This window comes from Rhizobium sp. KNZ2-6A (assembly GCF_056755475.1).
Map to the genome: position 1 here is coordinate 1 of NZ_JBNDIC010000017.1, position 15,440 is coordinate 15,440.

A 15,440-nucleotide genomic window follows, 5' to 3' on the forward strand; every position below is an offset into this window, starting at 1 on the left:
CCCGGAGAGAGAGCCCGGCGCCACACCAGGCCCTCGCTTTTCGTCAATGCTCCGCAAGCCAAGTGCTGTAAAAGGACGGGCGTCCCACAGCCTCGAATGCAATTCCCTTCACATAAGGTGCGCCAGCAAAGACCTGTGGCTCCTCGAAGAAGGGGATGACATAGGCCTGATCCAACAAATATTCCTGCGCCGCCTTGGCCGCGGCCAATCGCTTGCCGCTATCGGTTTCGGAAGCAACGGCTTCGAGGATGCCGCTCAGCTTGTCATCCGAGAAAGTTGCCTTCGGATTGAGGCCGCCCTTTTGTAGCAGCGCATCGCGGTTCTTGGGATAGAACTGGCTCTTGATGACATCGGGATCGGCGCGGCCGACTTCGGCGACAACCAACGGCGTCTTTGCCGGATCGATATTGTCGGTGACGAGATTTCCGGATGTGCCAGCCAGAACCTGTAGCTTGACGCCGATCTTGGCCCATTGCTGAGCGACGAGCTGCAGCACGGCCTTGTTTTGCGGCTGCGGCAGGGATTCATAGATGGCCAGCGACAGCGGCTTACCATCCTTCTGGCGAACGCCCTCCGCTCCCTTCTTCCAGCCCGCTTCGTCGAGAAGTTTCTCAGCGGCTGCCGGGTCGTAGGTCAGCTTCGAAGAAAGGTCGGTATAACCGGCTGCCGCCGACGAAATGATCGACTTTGCCTGCGGATAATTCGCCGAAAACAGCGTATCGACGATTTCCTTGTTGTTCGTCGCATGCAGAAGCGCCTGGCGGACCTTGAGGTCGGCGACGAGCGGATTGTCCGGCCGGAAGGCGACGCTGTCGTTCACACCGCGCGTCGGTGCCGCATAGATAGCGAAGCTCTGATCGGCAACCTGCTTTTCGTCGTAGGCTTGCAACTGGCGAATGAAATCAGCCTGGCCAGACAGCAAGGCGCCGATGCGCACGCTGTCTTCGCCGGTGATGATGTATTTGATGCCGTCCAGATAGGCGCGGCCCTGATGCTCCAGCTTGCTCGGACCCCAATTGTAGTCCGTGCGCGCCTTCAGCGCGAGCTGCTTGCCGAGTGTCTCGCTCTCGACGGCGAAGGGACCGGAACCGATGATCTTCGTGGCATCACCGAGCTGATCGAAGGGGAGTGCGAGTGTCTTCAGTGAAACCAGGCCGGAGCCGATCACCGACGTTCCCTGCAGGAAGCCGGGAGATGACTTCTTGAAATAGAACTTGACCGTATAGGGATCGACGACTTCGCTATGGTCGTAATTGTTGATGACCTCCGAAACCGGCTGCTTCAACTCCTTGTTGCCGAGGCCGAACGTATCGTAATTCTTTGCGACGGCATTGGCATCGAGCGGCGATCCGTCGGAAAAGGTCACGCCCTTGCGGATCTTGAACGTATACTCGGTCGCGGTGTCATTGACCGTCCAGGACTCGGCAATCCACGGCTCGATCTGAAGCGTCTTCGGATTTTGATAGGTCAGCTTATCGGTAATCTGGTTGAGAATGCCGCCGTTCGGATAGAAACCACCGGCGGGCGGATAGAGGTTCGTGTGCGCCTGCTGCTCAAGATAAATCAGCGTGCCGCCTTTGACCGGCTGGTCATCAGCAAATGCGGCCGGCACCGCCAGTAACCATGCCGTCAATAGAGTTGCCGCGTTGAGTTTGGCTTTGATGCCCATTGTGTATGCCTCTGTAGGAAAATGCACATCAACCTACGCTGGACATGTCATTATCTATAGAATTAATATTCTAATTTGCGCGCTACTGAGGGAACGAACGCTTTGCATCCCGATCAGTGACGATCGCCAATGATGGCCGCTGAGGAAACCGTTCGCCAGCTCCATCATGGAAACGGAGATCAATGGCCAAGTCATCGATAGTCCGAAAATCAAAAACGCTCACGCGGCCTTCAGCCTGGTTTCGACGAGACGAGCAAACAAAGTGGCACCGACGGGAAGAATGGCATCGTCAAGGATGAAGCCGGGATTGTGAGCCGGAACGTCGCCGGCATGCCCGAGCGTAAAGAACGCGCCCGGCGCGTGGAGGAGCATGTCCGCGAAGTCTTCGCTTCCCATGGCCCGCCGGGACGCCGTCGAAACCCGGCTCTCGCCAAGGACCTTACGGCCGATATCGGCGATAATGTCGACATGCTCCGGGTCGTTGGTCAGAACCGAAAATATGTCGCGTATATCGATGCTGACTTCGATGTCATGCGCTGCGGCGATACTGCGGGAAATAGTGGTCAGTCGGTCGCGGATCAAACGTCTGATATCGTCGGAGAAAGCGCGGATCGTGCCGCCGACGCTAGCCTTTTCAGGGATTACATTATAGGCGGATCCACCCGCTATCTTCGTAACGGACAGCACGGCTGGCTCCGTCGGTGGGACGTTGCGGCTGACGATGGTCTGCAACGCCTGCACAAGTTCGGCAATTGCCGGAATCGGATCACGCGCGACGTCTGGATGGGCACCATGTGCACCCTTCCCTTTGAACGTCACATCGAAAAAGTCAGCTCCCGCAAGCACGCTGCCGGCCGAGACATGCAGATGATGAGGGGGCAACTGCGTCGCATTATGAAGTCCGTAAATCTCGTCTACCGGGAATCTCTCGAACAGGCCGTCGGCGATCATTGCTCGCGCCCCGCCCAGCCCCTCCTCCGCCGGCTGGAAGATGAAGGTCACCGTGCCCGCAAAATCCCGTGTTTCAGCAAGATAGCGAGCTGCGCCGAGCAAGATCGTCGTATGGGCGTCATGGCCGCAGCCGTGAAACCGACCGGGATAGATCGAAGCATAGGCAAGGCCGGTTTCCTCAGGCATTGGCAAGGCATCCATATCGGCGCGCAGCCCCACGGATCTGTTGCCGGGATGCCGCCCCTTAAGACGGCCGACGACCCCTGTCTTGCCGATATTGCGATGAACCTCGATCCCCCAGGACGACAATTTTTCGGCAACGATTGCCGACGTCCTTATTTCCTCGAAACCGATTTCAGGATGCGCGTGGAGATCATGTCGAATAGCAACCAGCTCCGGATAATAGCCTTCGATACGATCGATGACGTCCGGAGCGAGCTCTCCTGCGGGCTGTTTAGCGGATTTATTCATGCGCGGATCTCTGAAAGAGGGATAATGAGCCTGGCTTTCCGGCAGCAGTGAGCGAGCCTTTCAAGACAAGATGTGAGTTGGCCAATGTTCAGGCCGGCACCTGAGCAATCAGCCATCACCTATCGCTGAACCGTCCTGCCGGTCATCAGGCATTCGCGTCAAACCGGACGCTGATGGTCGACACGCCCGCGCACCTCGTTTCCTCGCTTCAGAAGATTGAGGATAGGGCAAAGCCTCTCCACGGTGGCTTGCAACCTAGCTATGTCTTCAGTGCTTGCCGAAGACACCAGTGTTACGATGTAACTGATTTCGTGGGGATAGACCGGAATATCGTCATGGCCCTCAACGCCCCCTCGCGGATCGATCGCAGCCGAGACTTCCGCATGCAGCGATTCCAACGGCACGCCCTGATCGGAAGCATGGATCAGATACGTATGCGTCAGACAGCTGGAAAGTGCGCCGAGCAACAGTTCCGGAGATGAAGGACCGAGATTGTAGCCGGCGAAATCCGGGGGACTATCGGAAATAACCTGAAAATCTCTAATTCTGATACGGCGCACGCCGCTGCGCCCCTCGGCACTCGCACTGGCATTTAGGGTTACCACGCCAAGCTCTCCAGACTTCACCCGCTTACGCCTGTTGAGCAAGGCTTCCCGCTTCTGTCCGAGATATTCGTTCAAATCTGTCACTACCATTTTCCTTCAATTCGATGGCGTGGCTCTTCGCATGCCATTCCGGATCCACAACGGGTGATGATTTCACTTATAGCCGGAGGCGATCATAATAGTCTATAAAAACTATGAACTATTATCGGGCCGACACCGGATCTCCCTGTAGAAGCCACGGAGCTCGGCGATCGAGAGCGTCAGGCTCCACTTACCCGTACTCTGGCTGGAATGTGGCAGCTTCGATGCGCGCAAAGGTCGTTTGTGCATAGCCAGGTTCAGCATCGAGCAGGCGGTTGGCAGCATCTCGTTCCGGGATAGCCCACATCTCTTATATTAGAATTCTATTCCACGATCGCGCAGCGATTTGGTATCGATGAGAATGGCCATCCGCACCTGCCATGCTTATAGTCTACTAAATTAATAGACTAATTCACGCTCTGCAGCTCATCCGCAAGAATGGATTTCAACAGGTGATCGCAATGAACAGACAAGTGATCGAATATGCCGGCATTCCGGTCGGCATCGTCGTTCCGGACAGAAATTCATTGAAGTTCATCGCGGTCAAATTTCACGTCTACGACCTCGACGGTCAACTCTTTGCGACGACATCGGACGTGCTGCGGGCAATCCATAAGCTGACGTTGACATCCTCTGACGGTGTCAATCGGGCCGCCTAGGGAAAACTGCGCCATGAGTCGATTACATTACTTCTTTCGCCTTGCGGCCCAGCGCGACGACATCGAGACAAGATTGCTAGCTCAAGAGTATCGAATGCTGCTTCTCGACGATCATGTTGACGATGGCACCAGCGGGGAATTGCAATCGAAATGCTCGGAGCTTTCCCGTGAAATTTGGTCCCATCAGCAACAGCGCCATCCTTGACAATCAAATCCCAAGCGGCGCCTGCCAGCAGCGTCGTGATCGCTAGGACAAGCGCAAGATCAGCGCGAAATGAATACCTGAATCGACGAGGAAAATTGCCGATGTTACGAAGAGTTTACATCAGGAACGCCGTCTCAATCGCTGCCAAGTTCAGCGCTGCAATTGTACTGACCGCTACTATCGCGCTGGCGTTTCACAGTTCTGCGACCGCAGGGCAGAAGGTACTTATATCCTATGAAGCCACGCCTTCTTCGGGCTTCAACCTGCCAGGGCTCACCCATGCAAGTTACGATGACCGGGCGGCATTCTCGGCGCAAGTGCTGAAGGAGATCGTGCCGAAAATTATATCGGCGAATGGCATTGATCCGGCAACCCTGGAGACCGAGGTCACGCCCGGAGGGTATCTGCTGAAAACGAATGCATCGCTTCAGACGGAAGGAGAGCTCGATGACCTCATCGCCGATCGGCTTGCCGGCTCATTTGGTTACGTTTTTCGTCAGTACAGCGTGCTCGTCTCGCGCCTTGACGATACGTTGGGCAAGACCGGCTTTGTTGTCGTGCGATTTCCCAAGGACACGCTCAACGCGGCTGTCGCACAGAAGTTCTTCGAGACGGCCGACGCGACGAAGAAGGGCCTGGGAGGCGGCTATACAGCGTTCGCGGACGAACAGATTTACCTTAACGTCGCAAATTCCGAAGGAAAGCCTTACAGCGGCCTTGATGACACGGCCTTCCTGGACGGATTGAAACAAACGGCCGCATCCTTCGCGGATCCCAAGCCGGAAATTGCCGCTTCAGGCAAGGCAACCGCGCGCTTCATTAGCAACGATTGGGACAAATCCGGTCAAGGCGAAGACTATGTCGGTCAACTCGGCGGCCCCAATTCCGATCTGGTGCAAAAGCTCGAAGTGATCGGGAAGACCTATGCATCGCTGATCGTCACATCAGCCGAAAAGAATGGCTGGAACCGCGGCCAATAGACTTTCCTCTCCGAACCATGTCCGACGCGGGCTTTGGCAAGTAATGGGAATGCGAGCCGGCCTGCTGCCGCGAGAAGACGACCATTTGATCCATCTTCATATTGGGAGACACTGATGGCTGTTACGGCCCAACCACTTATACTCGATCACGCGGTCATTGGCGTGCTTGACCAGCTGGACGATGCGGCCGCTGTCTACCGCAAGCTCGGCTTCAACCTCACGCCGCGGGGTTATCATACCCTGGGCTCGATCAATCATCTCGCCGTATTTGCTGAGAACTATCTGGAACTGCTGGGATTTCCTCGGGAGAATGACAGAAAGCGAGCCGATCTCTGGTCCTATCCGGTTGGTTTGAATGGATTGGCCTTTCGCACCACCGACGCCGCTGCTCTGCAAAGCGAATTAGACAACGCCGGCAAATCCGTTACGGAATGGCGCGATTTTTCGCGTCCGGTTGACGTGGGGGGCACAGAGAAGTCAGCCAGCTTCCGTACCTTCCAGATCGGCAAGGAGGCGCTTTCCAACGGCCGCTTCTTCTTTTGCCAGCACAATACGCCGGAACTGGTGTGGCAACCGGGTGACCAGGACCATCCGAACGGCGTCCTCAATATTGTCGACGTGTTTATCGTCAGCCGCGCTCCTCAAACGATTACCGAACTGCTGGCTGGATTTCCCAATACCGCGGCGCCGCAAGTCACCAAGGACGGTATTACGATTGAAGCCGGTATCGTCACGATTCATATCGTCTCCGAGGCCGATGCTGCCGCGCGATTTGGATCTGCCGCTCCTCAAAGCTTTGAGGGCAACGAAAGAAAGATAGCCCTTGGGCTGAACGTCCGTTCACTCAAGGTAGCGGCGGATATCCTTGCGCAAGGAGGCTTTTCGCCGCGTGCCTTCGAGGGAGGTTTGCTCGTTGATGCCGACGCCGCCAACGGGGTTGCGCTGTGGTTCAAGGAGGAAACTTGAAGAGGCGGACCTCGCGGACGATAGTAACGGGTAAGAAGAGAGAAGGAAATTCCGCATGACCAACCAACCCGTCACCACACGCATCGTGCTTGCCTCGCGCCCATCCGGAAAGCCCGTGGCTGCGAACTTCCGCCTCGAGCGGGAAACGCTGAGGGATTTGATCGAAGGCGAAATCCTTCTGCAAATCCTTTATCTGTCCCTCGATCCCTATATGCGTGGCCGCATGGATGATGCGAAGTCCTATGCGGCGCCGGTCGGAATCGGCGGCGTGATGGAAGGCGGGACGGTGGCGCGCGTCGTCAGCTCCCGCAATGCGGCATTCAAGCCCGGAGACATCGTTCTGTCCCATTCCGGCTGGCAGAGCCACGCGATTTCAGACGGCAATGGCTTACGCAAGCTCGACCCGAATGCGGCGCCGATCTCGACGGCCCTCGGGATTCTGGGAATGCCGGGCTTCACCGCCTATACGGGGCTACGCAATATCGGGAAGCCCAGGGCGGGCGAAACATTGGTCGTCGCAGCTGCAAGCGGCGCGGTGGGCTCGGCAGTCGGCCAGATAGCGAAGATCTTCGGCGCAAGGGCGGTTGGGATTGCAGGTGGCCCCGACAAGTGCCGCTATCTATACGAAGAGCTTGGCTTCGATGCCGCGATAGACCATCGCGCGAGCGACTTTCAAACCCAGCTTGCATCGGCCTGCCCGAATGGCATCGACGTCTATTTCGAAAATGTCGGCGGGCATGTCTGGAACACGGTATTTCCGCTGTTGAACGATTTCGCGCGTGTGCCGATCTGCGGGCTGATTGCGCATTATAACGATGACGCCGGCGCGTCGCGACACCCCGACCAATTGCCAGCGGTGATGCGCTCCATATTGCGCAAGAGCCTGACGCTACGAGGTTTCATTCAGCGCGAATTTGCCGATCAACGCCCCGATTTCTATCGCGAAGCCGGACAATGGATCGCCGAGGGGCGCCTCAAATACAAGGAGGACATCGTGGACGGGCTTGAAAACGCTCCGGCGGCTTTTATCGGCCTCCTGGAAGGACGAAATTTCGGCAAGCTGGTGGTGCGCATCGCGCCATGATTTAGGGGTGATCGCTGCGCAGTCCGTCAGCAATAGCCTCGGCGACCTTTCTTGCCTGTATGCGGATGTCCGGTACGGCGGTGATTTCCCAGAACTGGCCTGCGGTCAATGCACCAACCGCGTAGAGAGCCACCTTGCTGCCTATCGGCGCGGGAATGCGGGACTGGGCGTCGACAACCAGCCCAAGATGAAGCGGATCAGCCTCCACAAGACCTTTGCGCTGCATCTCCTGCAACAATGGCGAGTGCGCTGTGCCCGCGCGTTCCATGCCGGTGCAATTGACGATCCAGTCCGCTTGTATCGACGCCGCAACACCTCCTCCGCGAGGACGATAGTGCAGCATTAGGCCCCCTGCGTCCTCCACATTCCGCAGGTAGCCGGCTCGCACCGAAACCTGGCCGCTTTGCATCATGCTTTCGAACCTGCGAAAAACGTCGGGGGCGACGCGGTGACGGTGGATGTTCCACCATGGCAATGCGTGGCGCAGAAAGCGGCGGCGTTCGATATTCGGCAGCCTCAGCCACAGAGCCTGGGTTTTAGGGCGCAGACCATCCATGACCCTGCGCCAGTCGCCGGCATTCCTGCTTTCACGACGCAGGACATGCAGGATTTCACTCATCTTCGTGGGCAATGACCCGACATCGATTTCCTCAGCCGGCTTTGGATGACTGATATGATTGAGCGGAACGAGGCCCCGCCGTGAGAGCACGATTACCTTACCCATAAATCCGTGGGCAAATAGCGCGAGAACCTGATCGATCATCGTCAGTCCCGAGCCGAGAATACAGACCGTGTCGGTCCTCCCCACCTGTCTGAGCCAAGACAGCCGCCATGGATTTTCGATGATATGCGATTGCGCATCGGCTGATAACTGCGACTGATCGAGCGGCAACTTGGCATTTCCGACGCCAAGACAAAGTGCGATGCTTCGGCCGGCAATCTCACCGCCATTGTCCAGCAGAAAACCAAGCGCGGCGCCATATCGTTCGACACATCCGCTGGCCTTTGCCTTGATGAAATCGACCCGGCATCGGCGCTTCCTGTTGCGCAGAAGAGCGGCCAGGCTGTCGCGGAGATATAGGCCATAATCCTGTCTGGAGGCGAAGTCTCCTCCACCCAATGGCCGCTTTCGCTCACGCAGCCATTCGACGAAGGCATCCGGACGGTCCGGAAAGAGGCTCATGCGTCCGGCAGGTACGTTCAAGCGATGCAGATAAAGCTCGGTGCGATAAGCCGTCCCCCGGCCAAATCCGGGATCGTCGCCGACAACGGCGATCGATGCCGTCTCAGGAAGCAGCTCGACGAGGTTGCCGACCGTGGCGATGGCGGAAAAGCCGGAGCCCACAACAACGGCATCATAGATCATCGCTTGTTCTTTCTGCTTTCAATGAGCGGAAGAATTGCCTGAATCTCTTTCCCACGGTCTTATCTAGGGCAAGCGAATCTCCAATCCAATATGGGACGGTTCCGTCTCCGGAAGATGCCGGTTTCGCCCTACGCGCTTCCGCGCATCAGGTGGACCGGGCCTGGCCCGCTTCGCAATTCGTGGATAGCCCTAAGCTCATCGGCAACGAGCTTCTGAAGCCTCCACAGATTAAGGTCACGAATTCCCCAGGCCTCGAGATGTTTCACCGTCAAATAAAGATACTCGGCGCACGACCCTCTGGCACCGCACGCCCTTGCCAAGATACCTGCCACCGCTTCCAGTGATAGTTTGGAGGTAACATGCCTTCCCTTTGGATCCGCCCAGAAGACCAACGCGCGCACGGGGCCTTGCTCGGTCTGAACGCGGACCCACCTTATGGTGGATGAGTCTTCAAGGGTGCCGACTTCCCGGCGAAGCATGCGTTGAATCTGGCCCAGGCGATCACCATCATCCAATCTGAAGACAACGGCCTTGCAGTATCCGCCTCGCTTCAATGCAAGCATGAGCCCCGGCTGCGTCAGCGATCCTCGCCATCGCGTCATGCGAAGACAGAATGAGCGATGCCAGCCCTTGATCGCTCCGACACGCGCTTCCACGGCATCGAAATCAGGCTTCCAGATCAGGGAGCCATAAGCGAAGATCCAAAGTGCGTCGCCTTGCGACTCCTGCCATAGCCGCCTTGCCAGCGCGTCCAGTTCGTCATCGGTAATCGGCACTCGCAGCGGGTCCGGACCAGGGTCGATCTCGTCTCGCAAACTCAAAGCGACCAATTCATCCGTCAGATCCATCTGGGATCGGTCGGCTTCGACACCTGCTCGAACTACCTCGCCTACCATCATTTATACCACTGCCGCCAAGTCTGATGAGGCTGCCGCCAGCAATTGTTGAGGCAAGCCAAGGTTGGCACGGAGCGTCCCTTCTTCATATTCGGTGCGATAGACACCCCGTTCCTGCAAAAGCGGCGCGGTCCTTTCGACGAATTCGTCAAAGCCGTCAGGAGTCAAATGCGGCGTAAAGACGAATCCATCCGCGGCATCGGCCTGCACATAGCGATTGATCTCGTCCGCGACACTCAACGTCATAAATCTACTTTTAGTGCCTGCTATTGCGGAGAGAGGCTCATCCAATCTGCAAATGAGTGGCGAAATGTTTTTCGCCGGACCAGCGTCTGCGACGAAAGGCTGCCCAAGAAGCCGTCCACTGCAGCTCGTTTGGCGGCGCGAATGCCTGTCCCTAACCATCGCCGATTCTCGGCACGGATCCGATGAGTTCGCGCGTATAAGCATGCTGGGGGCGCTCAAACACCTCCTCGACCGATCCTGTCTCGACAACAGTCCCTTCCTTCATGACGACGATCCGATGGCTGATGTGCTGGATCACTCCCAAATCATGCGCAATGAAGATCATCGACAGACCGAGTCGTGCCTGCAAATCGACCAGCAGGTCGAGAACTTGCGCCTGTGTCGTGACGTCGAGCGCCGAAACCGGCTCGTCGCAAATCAAAAGTTTCGGCGTGGCGGCAAGGGCCTGCGCTATCGACACGCGCTGGCGCTGGCCGCCGGAAAGAGCCGTCGGCCTGCGGGCAAGCAGATCCGGCGTCAGCCCGACAAGCGCCAACAATCTGACGATCTCTTCGTGGCGCGCCGATCTGTTCAGCTTGCGGTGGAGCAGCAGAGGCTGCTCGATGATGCGCTCGACCGTGAAGCGCGGATTGAAAGAACTGAGCGGATCCTGGCTGATAGTCTGCATTCCGGCTCGCAATGGACGACGCGCGCGTTCGGAAAGCGCGCTCCACGGCCGTCCTGCAAACAGCACTTCCCCCGTATCCGGATGCTGAAGTGCCAGCGCGATCTTGCCAAGCGTCGTCTTGCCGGAGCCGGATTCGCCGACCACACCCAGCGTTTCGCCGCGGTCGACATGAAGCGACACATCGTTGACAGCGCACAAAAGACTGCCGTCCGTACGCCTAAAGCTCATCGACACGTTGCGGATGTCGATGAGGCGCTCGCCCGAACGAACGGCCTCCCTCCTCGGCAAGGGTTTATCCGGAGTGCTGAGACGACGGCCGCGATTGGCAGCCATCGGTACGGCAGCCAATAGCTGCCGGGTATAGGCATGCTGCGGGGCGGACAGGACGCTGCGCGCCGGGCCGGTTTCCACCAACCGGCCCTTCTGCATCACCGCAACCCGATCAGCGAGTTGGGCAGCAACGGAAAGATCATGGGTGATCAGGAGGATGCCATGGCCGGCGGCGGCCAACTCCTTGAAGATGGCAAGCACTCGTTTCTGGACGCTGACATCCAGCGCCGTCGTCGGTTCGTCGGCTACGAGCAAGCGCGGCTGGCCGGCAAGTGCGGAGGCAATCAATGCCCGTTGCCGTAGCCCGCCCGACAATTGATGCGCATATTGCCCTACTCGCGATTCCGGTTCGGGAACACCGACGCGTTCCAGCAATTCTACGACTTGCTGCGACACAAGCGAGCGTGGCGCCAGCCGATGCGTGAGGATTGGCTCGGCAATTTCCCGACCGATGGTCCTCAAAGGATCGAGCGATACGAGTGCATCCTGAAGGATGAACCCGATTTCCCGCCCCCGCACATGTCGCCAGGCTTTTTCCGATAGATCGAGGAGGTTCAGTGACCGATCGTCATGAGCCGTCAGCTTCATCGTGTCGGCCTTTACCGCCGAACGTGGTCCGGCAAGACCCACAATCGCCCGGGCCGTTACCGATTTTCCAGACCCGGATTCGCCAACCAATGCGAGGATCTCACCGGGCGCGATTTGCAGCGACAGGTCGCGAACCGCATCAATCGGGCCGCGCGGGGTCCAAAACACCACGTTCAGTCCTTTGACCGCAAGCAGCGGCGGCGGTTCGGAAGCGGCGGTCAGAAAGTTTCGCGCACCGGCTTGGACATTCATCGCAGATGTCCCGTTGCGAGAAGGGTTTGCAACCGCCGGCCCAGGAGCGTGATTGAAATGACGGACAGCGCAACCACTGTTGCCGGCAGCAGGCTGGTCCAGGGCGCGATGTCGAGAAAATTGCGACCATTGGCGAGGAGTGCACCCCACTCAGCCGCCGGAGGCACGACGCCAAGGCCGAGAAAGCTCAACGCCGAAGCCGACAATACCGAACTCCCCACGCCAACAGTCGCGAGGATGAGAAGCGGCCGGATGGCATTGGGCACGATATGCCTCCTGATAATCGTCCACGGATGCTCGCCAAGTGCTATGGCATGTTCGACATAGCCCGACAGCCTGATGTGAAGCACCTGCGAACGGATCAATCTCGCATAGCCGGCAATGCTGGCAAGCCCGACCGCCAATAGCGTATTGGCGGGCCCGCGCCCGAGAACGGCGATCACCAGCAGCGCAAGCAGCATTTCCGGAAAGGCAAGCAGGATATCGATGATGCGCAATAGAAGCCGGCCGATCGGCCTTGGAGCCAGCGCCGCCGTCGTCCCCAGCACGATACCGCCAAGACTGGCAATTAGGGTCGCGCCGATGCCAATGGTCAGGGATTGCGAGGTTCCGTAGACCACGCGCGAAAATAGGTCGCGCCCGAGTTCATCGGTCCCAAACCAGTGTTGGGCATCGGGGGGCAAGAGTATCGCATTCGGATCGACCGCCTCGGGATCGAAAGAGGAAAGCCATTGTGGTATCCAGACTGCGATGCCAAGAACGACCACAAAGACGAAGGGAACAATCAATCCGAAGGACAGCCAGACCGGGCGTTTGCGCGCGATGCGGCGCTCCCGTCTGTTCTCTAACCCGACATCGCTCAAAGGCCTGTCCTCCGTAAACGTGGGTCGATCAACAGGTAGAATGCGTCGACCAGAAGATTGACGATGACGAAGACAAGGGCAGACAGCATCACCAGGCCAAGAATCAACGGCATATCGCGGGTCTTGATCGCTTGAAGCGTGATCTGGCCAATTCCCGAGCGGCCGAATACGGTTTCAGTCAGGATCGAGCCGCCAAGCGTGCTGGCAAGCAGAGTGCCGGTCAGTGTTGACGCGGCCAGAGCGGCGTGTCGCAAGCCGTGTCTGACACGCAGCACCGTCTCGCCGACGCCGCGTGTGCGCACCGTCAGCGAGAACGGCTGGGATAGTGCTTCCTCCAGACCGTCGCGCAATACCTGGCTTAGTAGTGCTGCCAAAGGCAGGCTCAGCGCTATGGCGGGCAACACCAGAGCGGACGGTCCGTCATTGCCGGTGACTGGAAACCATTCCAGATTGAAGCTGAAGATCGTGAGCAGCACGATCCCGATCCAGTAGACCGGCGTACTCAAGAGGATCAATTCTATCCCTGAAGAGAGCAGCGTCAGGCTTCTGCGGCGGCCTGCCGTTGCCAAGGCAACGGTTATTGCCAGGAAAAGAGCAAGGGCGATCGCACTGCCGGCAAGCTGTAATGTCGGCCCGGCAGCCTCATAGATCACGTCTGAAACCGGCTGGCGATATTGGTAGCTCTCTCCGAAATCTCCGGTCAGAGCTCTGCCGATATAATGCGCATATTGCAGCGCGAGCGGCTGGTCCAGGCCGTATTGATGTATCAATTCGGCGCGCTCGGCCTCGTCGACGACGTTCTCCCCGCCAGCCAATATTGCAACGGGATCGCCGGGAATAAGCTTCACCGCGATAAAGGCAATTGTTGCCGCGCCCCAAAGCACGGCAACAATCACACCGGTCCGCCGCACCACGGACTGGAGGAGCTTATTGATCCAGCCAGGCATCGTAGAAATTCGGCTTCGCATTGGTGGCCCAGGAGATGCCGAGAAGCTTCTTCGAGGCGCCGAGTTGATAGGCCGCCACGAAAAGCGGCACGGCATAGGCCTGATCGATCACTTCCCTCTGCACCTCGCCATAGAGCTTTTTGCGTTCGGCATCCGATGCTCCGACGGCCTTATTCAGCTTCTCGTCTAGGCTTTTGATCCGAGAGGCATTCTGACCATTGGGCGGAATGTAGGCCGAGTGAAATACGGTACGCAGGATATCCGGCTCGGCGCGCACATAGTAGAAGGAGACAAGATCGTAATCATTGGCGTTGGTGCGAGCAGTCCAACCGCCGGAATCGACCGGATCGAGCTGCAGATCAAAGCCTGCCTGCCGCACCTGATACTGAACGGCCTGCGCCAGGGTCACTTCCGTCGCGGCAAGTGACGTGCCGTCATAGACGTAATGCAGCGTCAGCCGACCGCCATCCTTCTTTCGGATACCGTCGGCATCCTTTTGCGACCAGCCGGCCTCATCGAGCAATCGGTTGGCTTTTTCCGGATCGAAACCCCACGACCGGGCGATATCGCGATCATAATAGAGCGTTGAAGGGCCAAGGATGTTGTCGGCCGACTTCAGCGTTCCAAAAAAGGCGGCCTTGATGGCGGCAGGCCCATTGACGGCGCTCTGGAATGCCTGGCGAACCTTCACGTCCTGGAATGGCCCCTTCGAGGTGTTCAGGAAATAGGAGCTGTTGACGCCGGGATTTTCCCGCGTCACCACCTGCAGCTTGCCGTTGCCCTGAACCGAGCGGAAGTTCGCCGGCGGCACTGCGTCGATCGCCTGCAGCTGACCGCTTGCCAGCGCGCCAAGGCGCACGGAAGCCTCCGGCAGATATTTGAAGACGATCTGATCGAAATGGGCTGGCCCCTTATGCACGGCATAGCCCGGACCCCAATTGTAATCGGCGCGGCGGCTGAGCTTGCTGCCGCTGCCCTTGGTGAAATTGTCGAGCACATAGGGGCCGGATCCGATTACGGTATTCGTCGTACTCTGCGCCTTTTGAAGATAGGTCGGAGACTGGATGCCGAGATAGGGAAGGCTCAATCCCTGCAGCAAGGGAGCAAAGGATTGGCGATAGCGAATAACGACCGTGCGACCATCCGGCGCTTCGATCTTGTCGATCGGCCCAAGCAATGACTTGGAGTAGCTGGATGTGGTCTTCGGATCGAGAATGCGATCGAAATTGAATTTGACTGCGGCTGCGTCGAACGGTGTGCCGTCGCTGAACGTTACACCCTGACGCAGATGGAAGGTGTAGACGGTATTGTCAGCATTGATGTCCCAGCTTTCGGCGAGCCAGGGCGTGAACTTATTGTCTTCGCTCTGTCCGACGAGCGAATCGACAATATTCCGGGTAATCAATGCCGTGATGGAGTTGCCGGTGATCGAGGGATCGATGATCGAAGCATCGGTTGCCAATCCGACATTGAGAATACCTCCATCAACCGGCTTTGCCGTGTCGGATGCTGCATTTGCCGCGGTGCCGACCATTGTCAAAAGAGACAATGCCAGTGCAATGCCGATTTTGCCTCGTCTCGCATCGCCGACGCCTAAATACCTTTTATTCATAT

At 57.9% G+C, this 15,440-nt stretch carries 15 protein-coding genes; 5 read left to right on the top strand and 10 right to left on the bottom strand.

The features are described 5' to 3' along the window. Positions 1-43: 43 nt before the first annotated feature. The 3 genes from ACPYOP_RS13890 to ACPYOP_RS13900 all read right to left on the bottom strand — a co-directional run bounded on the left by ACPYOP_RS13890 (position 44) and on the right by ACPYOP_RS13900 (position 3,780). Positions 44-1,669 carry a TIGR04028 family ABC transporter substrate-binding protein gene (locus ACPYOP_RS13890; RefSeq protein ID WP_481410960.1) on the bottom strand — a complete coding sequence of 542 codons (1,626 nt, stop codon included), beginning with the start codon at positions 1,667-1,669 and terminating at the stop codon, positions 44-46. Positions 1,670-1,888: 219 nt separating this feature from the next. Continuing rightward, positions 1,889-3,091: a M20 aminoacylase family protein gene (locus ACPYOP_RS13895; RefSeq protein ID WP_481410961.1), complete on the bottom strand. Its 1,203-nt coding sequence runs from the start codon at positions 3,089-3,091 to the stop codon at positions 1,889-1,891. Positions 3,092-3,249: 158 nt separating this feature from the next. Further along, on the bottom strand, positions 3,250-3,780 hold the full coding sequence (locus ACPYOP_RS13900) for an OsmC family protein (RefSeq protein ID WP_481410962.1): 531 nt from the start codon (positions 3,778-3,780) through the stop codon (positions 3,250-3,252). A 458-nt stretch (positions 3,781-4,238) separates the two neighbouring features. Here ACPYOP_RS13900 and ACPYOP_RS13905 point away from each other — a divergent pair, with 458 nt between their 5' ends. The 5 genes from ACPYOP_RS13905 (at position 4,239) to ACPYOP_RS13925 (ending at position 7,671) form a co-directional block, all read left to right on the top strand. Continuing rightward, positions 4,239-4,436 (top strand): hypothetical protein, encoded by a 198-nt coding sequence (locus ACPYOP_RS13905; RefSeq protein WP_481410963.1) that lies wholly within the window; start codon positions 4,239-4,241, stop codon positions 4,434-4,436. Positions 4,437-4,449: 13 nt separating this feature from the next. Next, positions 4,450-4,641 carry a hypothetical protein gene (locus ACPYOP_RS13910; RefSeq protein ID WP_481410964.1) on the top strand — a complete coding sequence of 64 codons (192 nt, stop codon included), beginning with the start codon at positions 4,450-4,452 and terminating at the stop codon, positions 4,639-4,641. Further along, the gene (locus ACPYOP_RS13915; RefSeq protein WP_481410965.1) at positions 4,638-5,621 is read left to right on the top strand and encodes a hypothetical protein; all 984 of its coding nucleotides are present in this window, start codon (positions 4,638-4,640) and stop codon (positions 5,619-5,621) included. Before ACPYOP_RS13910 ends, ACPYOP_RS13915 begins: the two co-directional genes overlap by 4 nt. A 114-nt stretch (positions 5,622-5,735) precedes the next feature. Next, positions 5,736-6,587 (top strand): VOC family protein, encoded by an 852-nt coding sequence (locus ACPYOP_RS13920; protein ID WP_481410966.1) that lies wholly within the window; start codon positions 5,736-5,738, stop codon positions 6,585-6,587. A gap of 55 nt (positions 6,588-6,642) precedes the next feature. Then, a complete protein-coding gene (locus tag ACPYOP_RS13925) occupies positions 6,643-7,671 on the top strand; it encodes an NADP-dependent oxidoreductase (protein ID WP_481410967.1) in 1,029 nt (342 codons plus the stop codon). Position 7,672: 1 nt separating this feature from the next. Here ACPYOP_RS13925 and ACPYOP_RS13930 read toward each other — a convergent pair whose 3' ends face one another. From ACPYOP_RS13930 to ACPYOP_RS13960, 7 genes are all read right to left on the bottom strand, one after another. Then, entirely contained in the window at positions 7,673-9,037 is a 1,365-nt protein-coding gene (locus tag ACPYOP_RS13930) for an FAD/NAD(P)-binding protein (RefSeq protein WP_481410968.1), read from the bottom strand. Between the two features lie 128 nt (positions 9,038-9,165). Then, a complete protein-coding gene (locus ACPYOP_RS13935) occupies positions 9,166-9,936 on the bottom strand; it encodes a gamma-glutamylcyclotransferase (RefSeq protein ID WP_481410969.1) in 771 nt (256 codons plus the stop codon). Continuing rightward, the gene (locus ACPYOP_RS13940; RefSeq protein ID WP_481410970.1) at positions 9,937-10,179 is read right to left on the bottom strand and encodes a hypothetical protein; all 243 of its coding nucleotides are present in this window, start codon (positions 10,177-10,179) and stop codon (positions 9,937-9,939) included. It abuts the gene before it with no gap. A gap of 151 nt (positions 10,180-10,330) precedes the next feature. Next, positions 10,331-12,016 (bottom strand): dipeptide ABC transporter ATP-binding protein, encoded by a 1,686-nt coding sequence (locus ACPYOP_RS13945; RefSeq protein ID WP_481410971.1) that lies wholly within the window; start codon positions 12,014-12,016, stop codon positions 10,331-10,333. Beyond that, positions 12,013-12,879, bottom strand: coding sequence for an ABC transporter permease (locus ACPYOP_RS13950; RefSeq protein WP_481410972.1), 867 nt, complete (start codon positions 12,877-12,879; stop codon positions 12,013-12,015). Before ACPYOP_RS13950 ends, ACPYOP_RS13945 begins: the two co-directional genes overlap by 4 nt. After that, a complete protein-coding gene (locus ACPYOP_RS13955) occupies positions 12,876-13,826 on the bottom strand; it encodes an ABC transporter permease (protein ID WP_481410973.1) in 951 nt (316 codons plus the stop codon). The genes ACPYOP_RS13950 and ACPYOP_RS13955 overlap by 4 nt, the downstream gene beginning before the upstream one ends. Next, entirely contained in the window at positions 13,807-15,438 is a 1,632-nt protein-coding gene (locus ACPYOP_RS13960; RefSeq protein ID WP_481410974.1) for an ABC transporter substrate-binding protein, read from the bottom strand. The genes ACPYOP_RS13955 and ACPYOP_RS13960 overlap by 20 nt, the downstream gene beginning before the upstream one ends. Between the last annotated feature and the right edge of the window lie 2 nt (positions 15,439-15,440).

What these genes read in the sequence shown, in the direction of transcription:
- ACPYOP_RS13930 (WP_481410968.1), bottom strand. Translation starts at nt 9,037, where the DNA reads ATGATCTATGATGCCGTTGTTGTGGGCTCCGGCTTTTCCGCCATCGCC.
- ACPYOP_RS13925 (WP_481410967.1), top strand. Translation starts at nt 6,643, where the DNA reads ATGACCAACCAACCCGTCACCACACGCATCGTGCTTGCCTCGCGCCCA.
- ACPYOP_RS13960 (WP_481410974.1), bottom strand. Translation starts at nt 15,438, where the DNA reads ATGAATAAAAGGTATTTAGGCGTCGGCGATGCGAGACGAGGCAAAATC.
- ACPYOP_RS13940 (WP_481410970.1), bottom strand. Translation starts at nt 10,179, where the DNA reads ATGACGTTGAGTGTCGCGGACGAGATCAATCGCTATGTGCAGGCCGAT.
- ACPYOP_RS13895 (WP_481410961.1), bottom strand. Translation starts at nt 3,091, where the DNA reads ATGAATAAATCCGCTAAACAGCCCGCAGGAGAGCTCGCTCCGGACGTC.
- ACPYOP_RS13905 (WP_481410963.1), top strand. Translation starts at nt 4,239, where the DNA reads ATGAACAGACAAGTGATCGAATATGCCGGCATTCCGGTCGGCATCGTC.
- ACPYOP_RS13920 (WP_481410966.1), top strand. Translation starts at nt 5,736, where the DNA reads ATGGCTGTTACGGCCCAACCACTTATACTCGATCACGCGGTCATTGGC.
- ACPYOP_RS13890 (WP_481410960.1), bottom strand. Translation starts at nt 1,669, where the DNA reads ATGGGCATCAAAGCCAAACTCAACGCGGCAACTCTATTGACGGCATGG.
- ACPYOP_RS13945 (WP_481410971.1), bottom strand. Translation starts at nt 12,016, where the DNA reads ATGAATGTCCAAGCCGGTGCGCGAAACTTTCTGACCGCCGCTTCCGAA.
- ACPYOP_RS13955 (WP_481410973.1), bottom strand. Translation starts at nt 13,826, where the DNA reads ATGCCTGGCTGGATCAATAAGCTCCTCCAGTCCGTGGTGCGGCGGACC.
- ACPYOP_RS13935 (WP_481410969.1), bottom strand. Translation starts at nt 9,936, where the DNA reads ATGATGGTAGGCGAGGTAGTTCGAGCAGGTGTCGAAGCCGACCGATCC.
- ACPYOP_RS13910 (WP_481410964.1), top strand. Translation starts at nt 4,450, where the DNA reads ATGAGTCGATTACATTACTTCTTTCGCCTTGCGGCCCAGCGCGACGAC.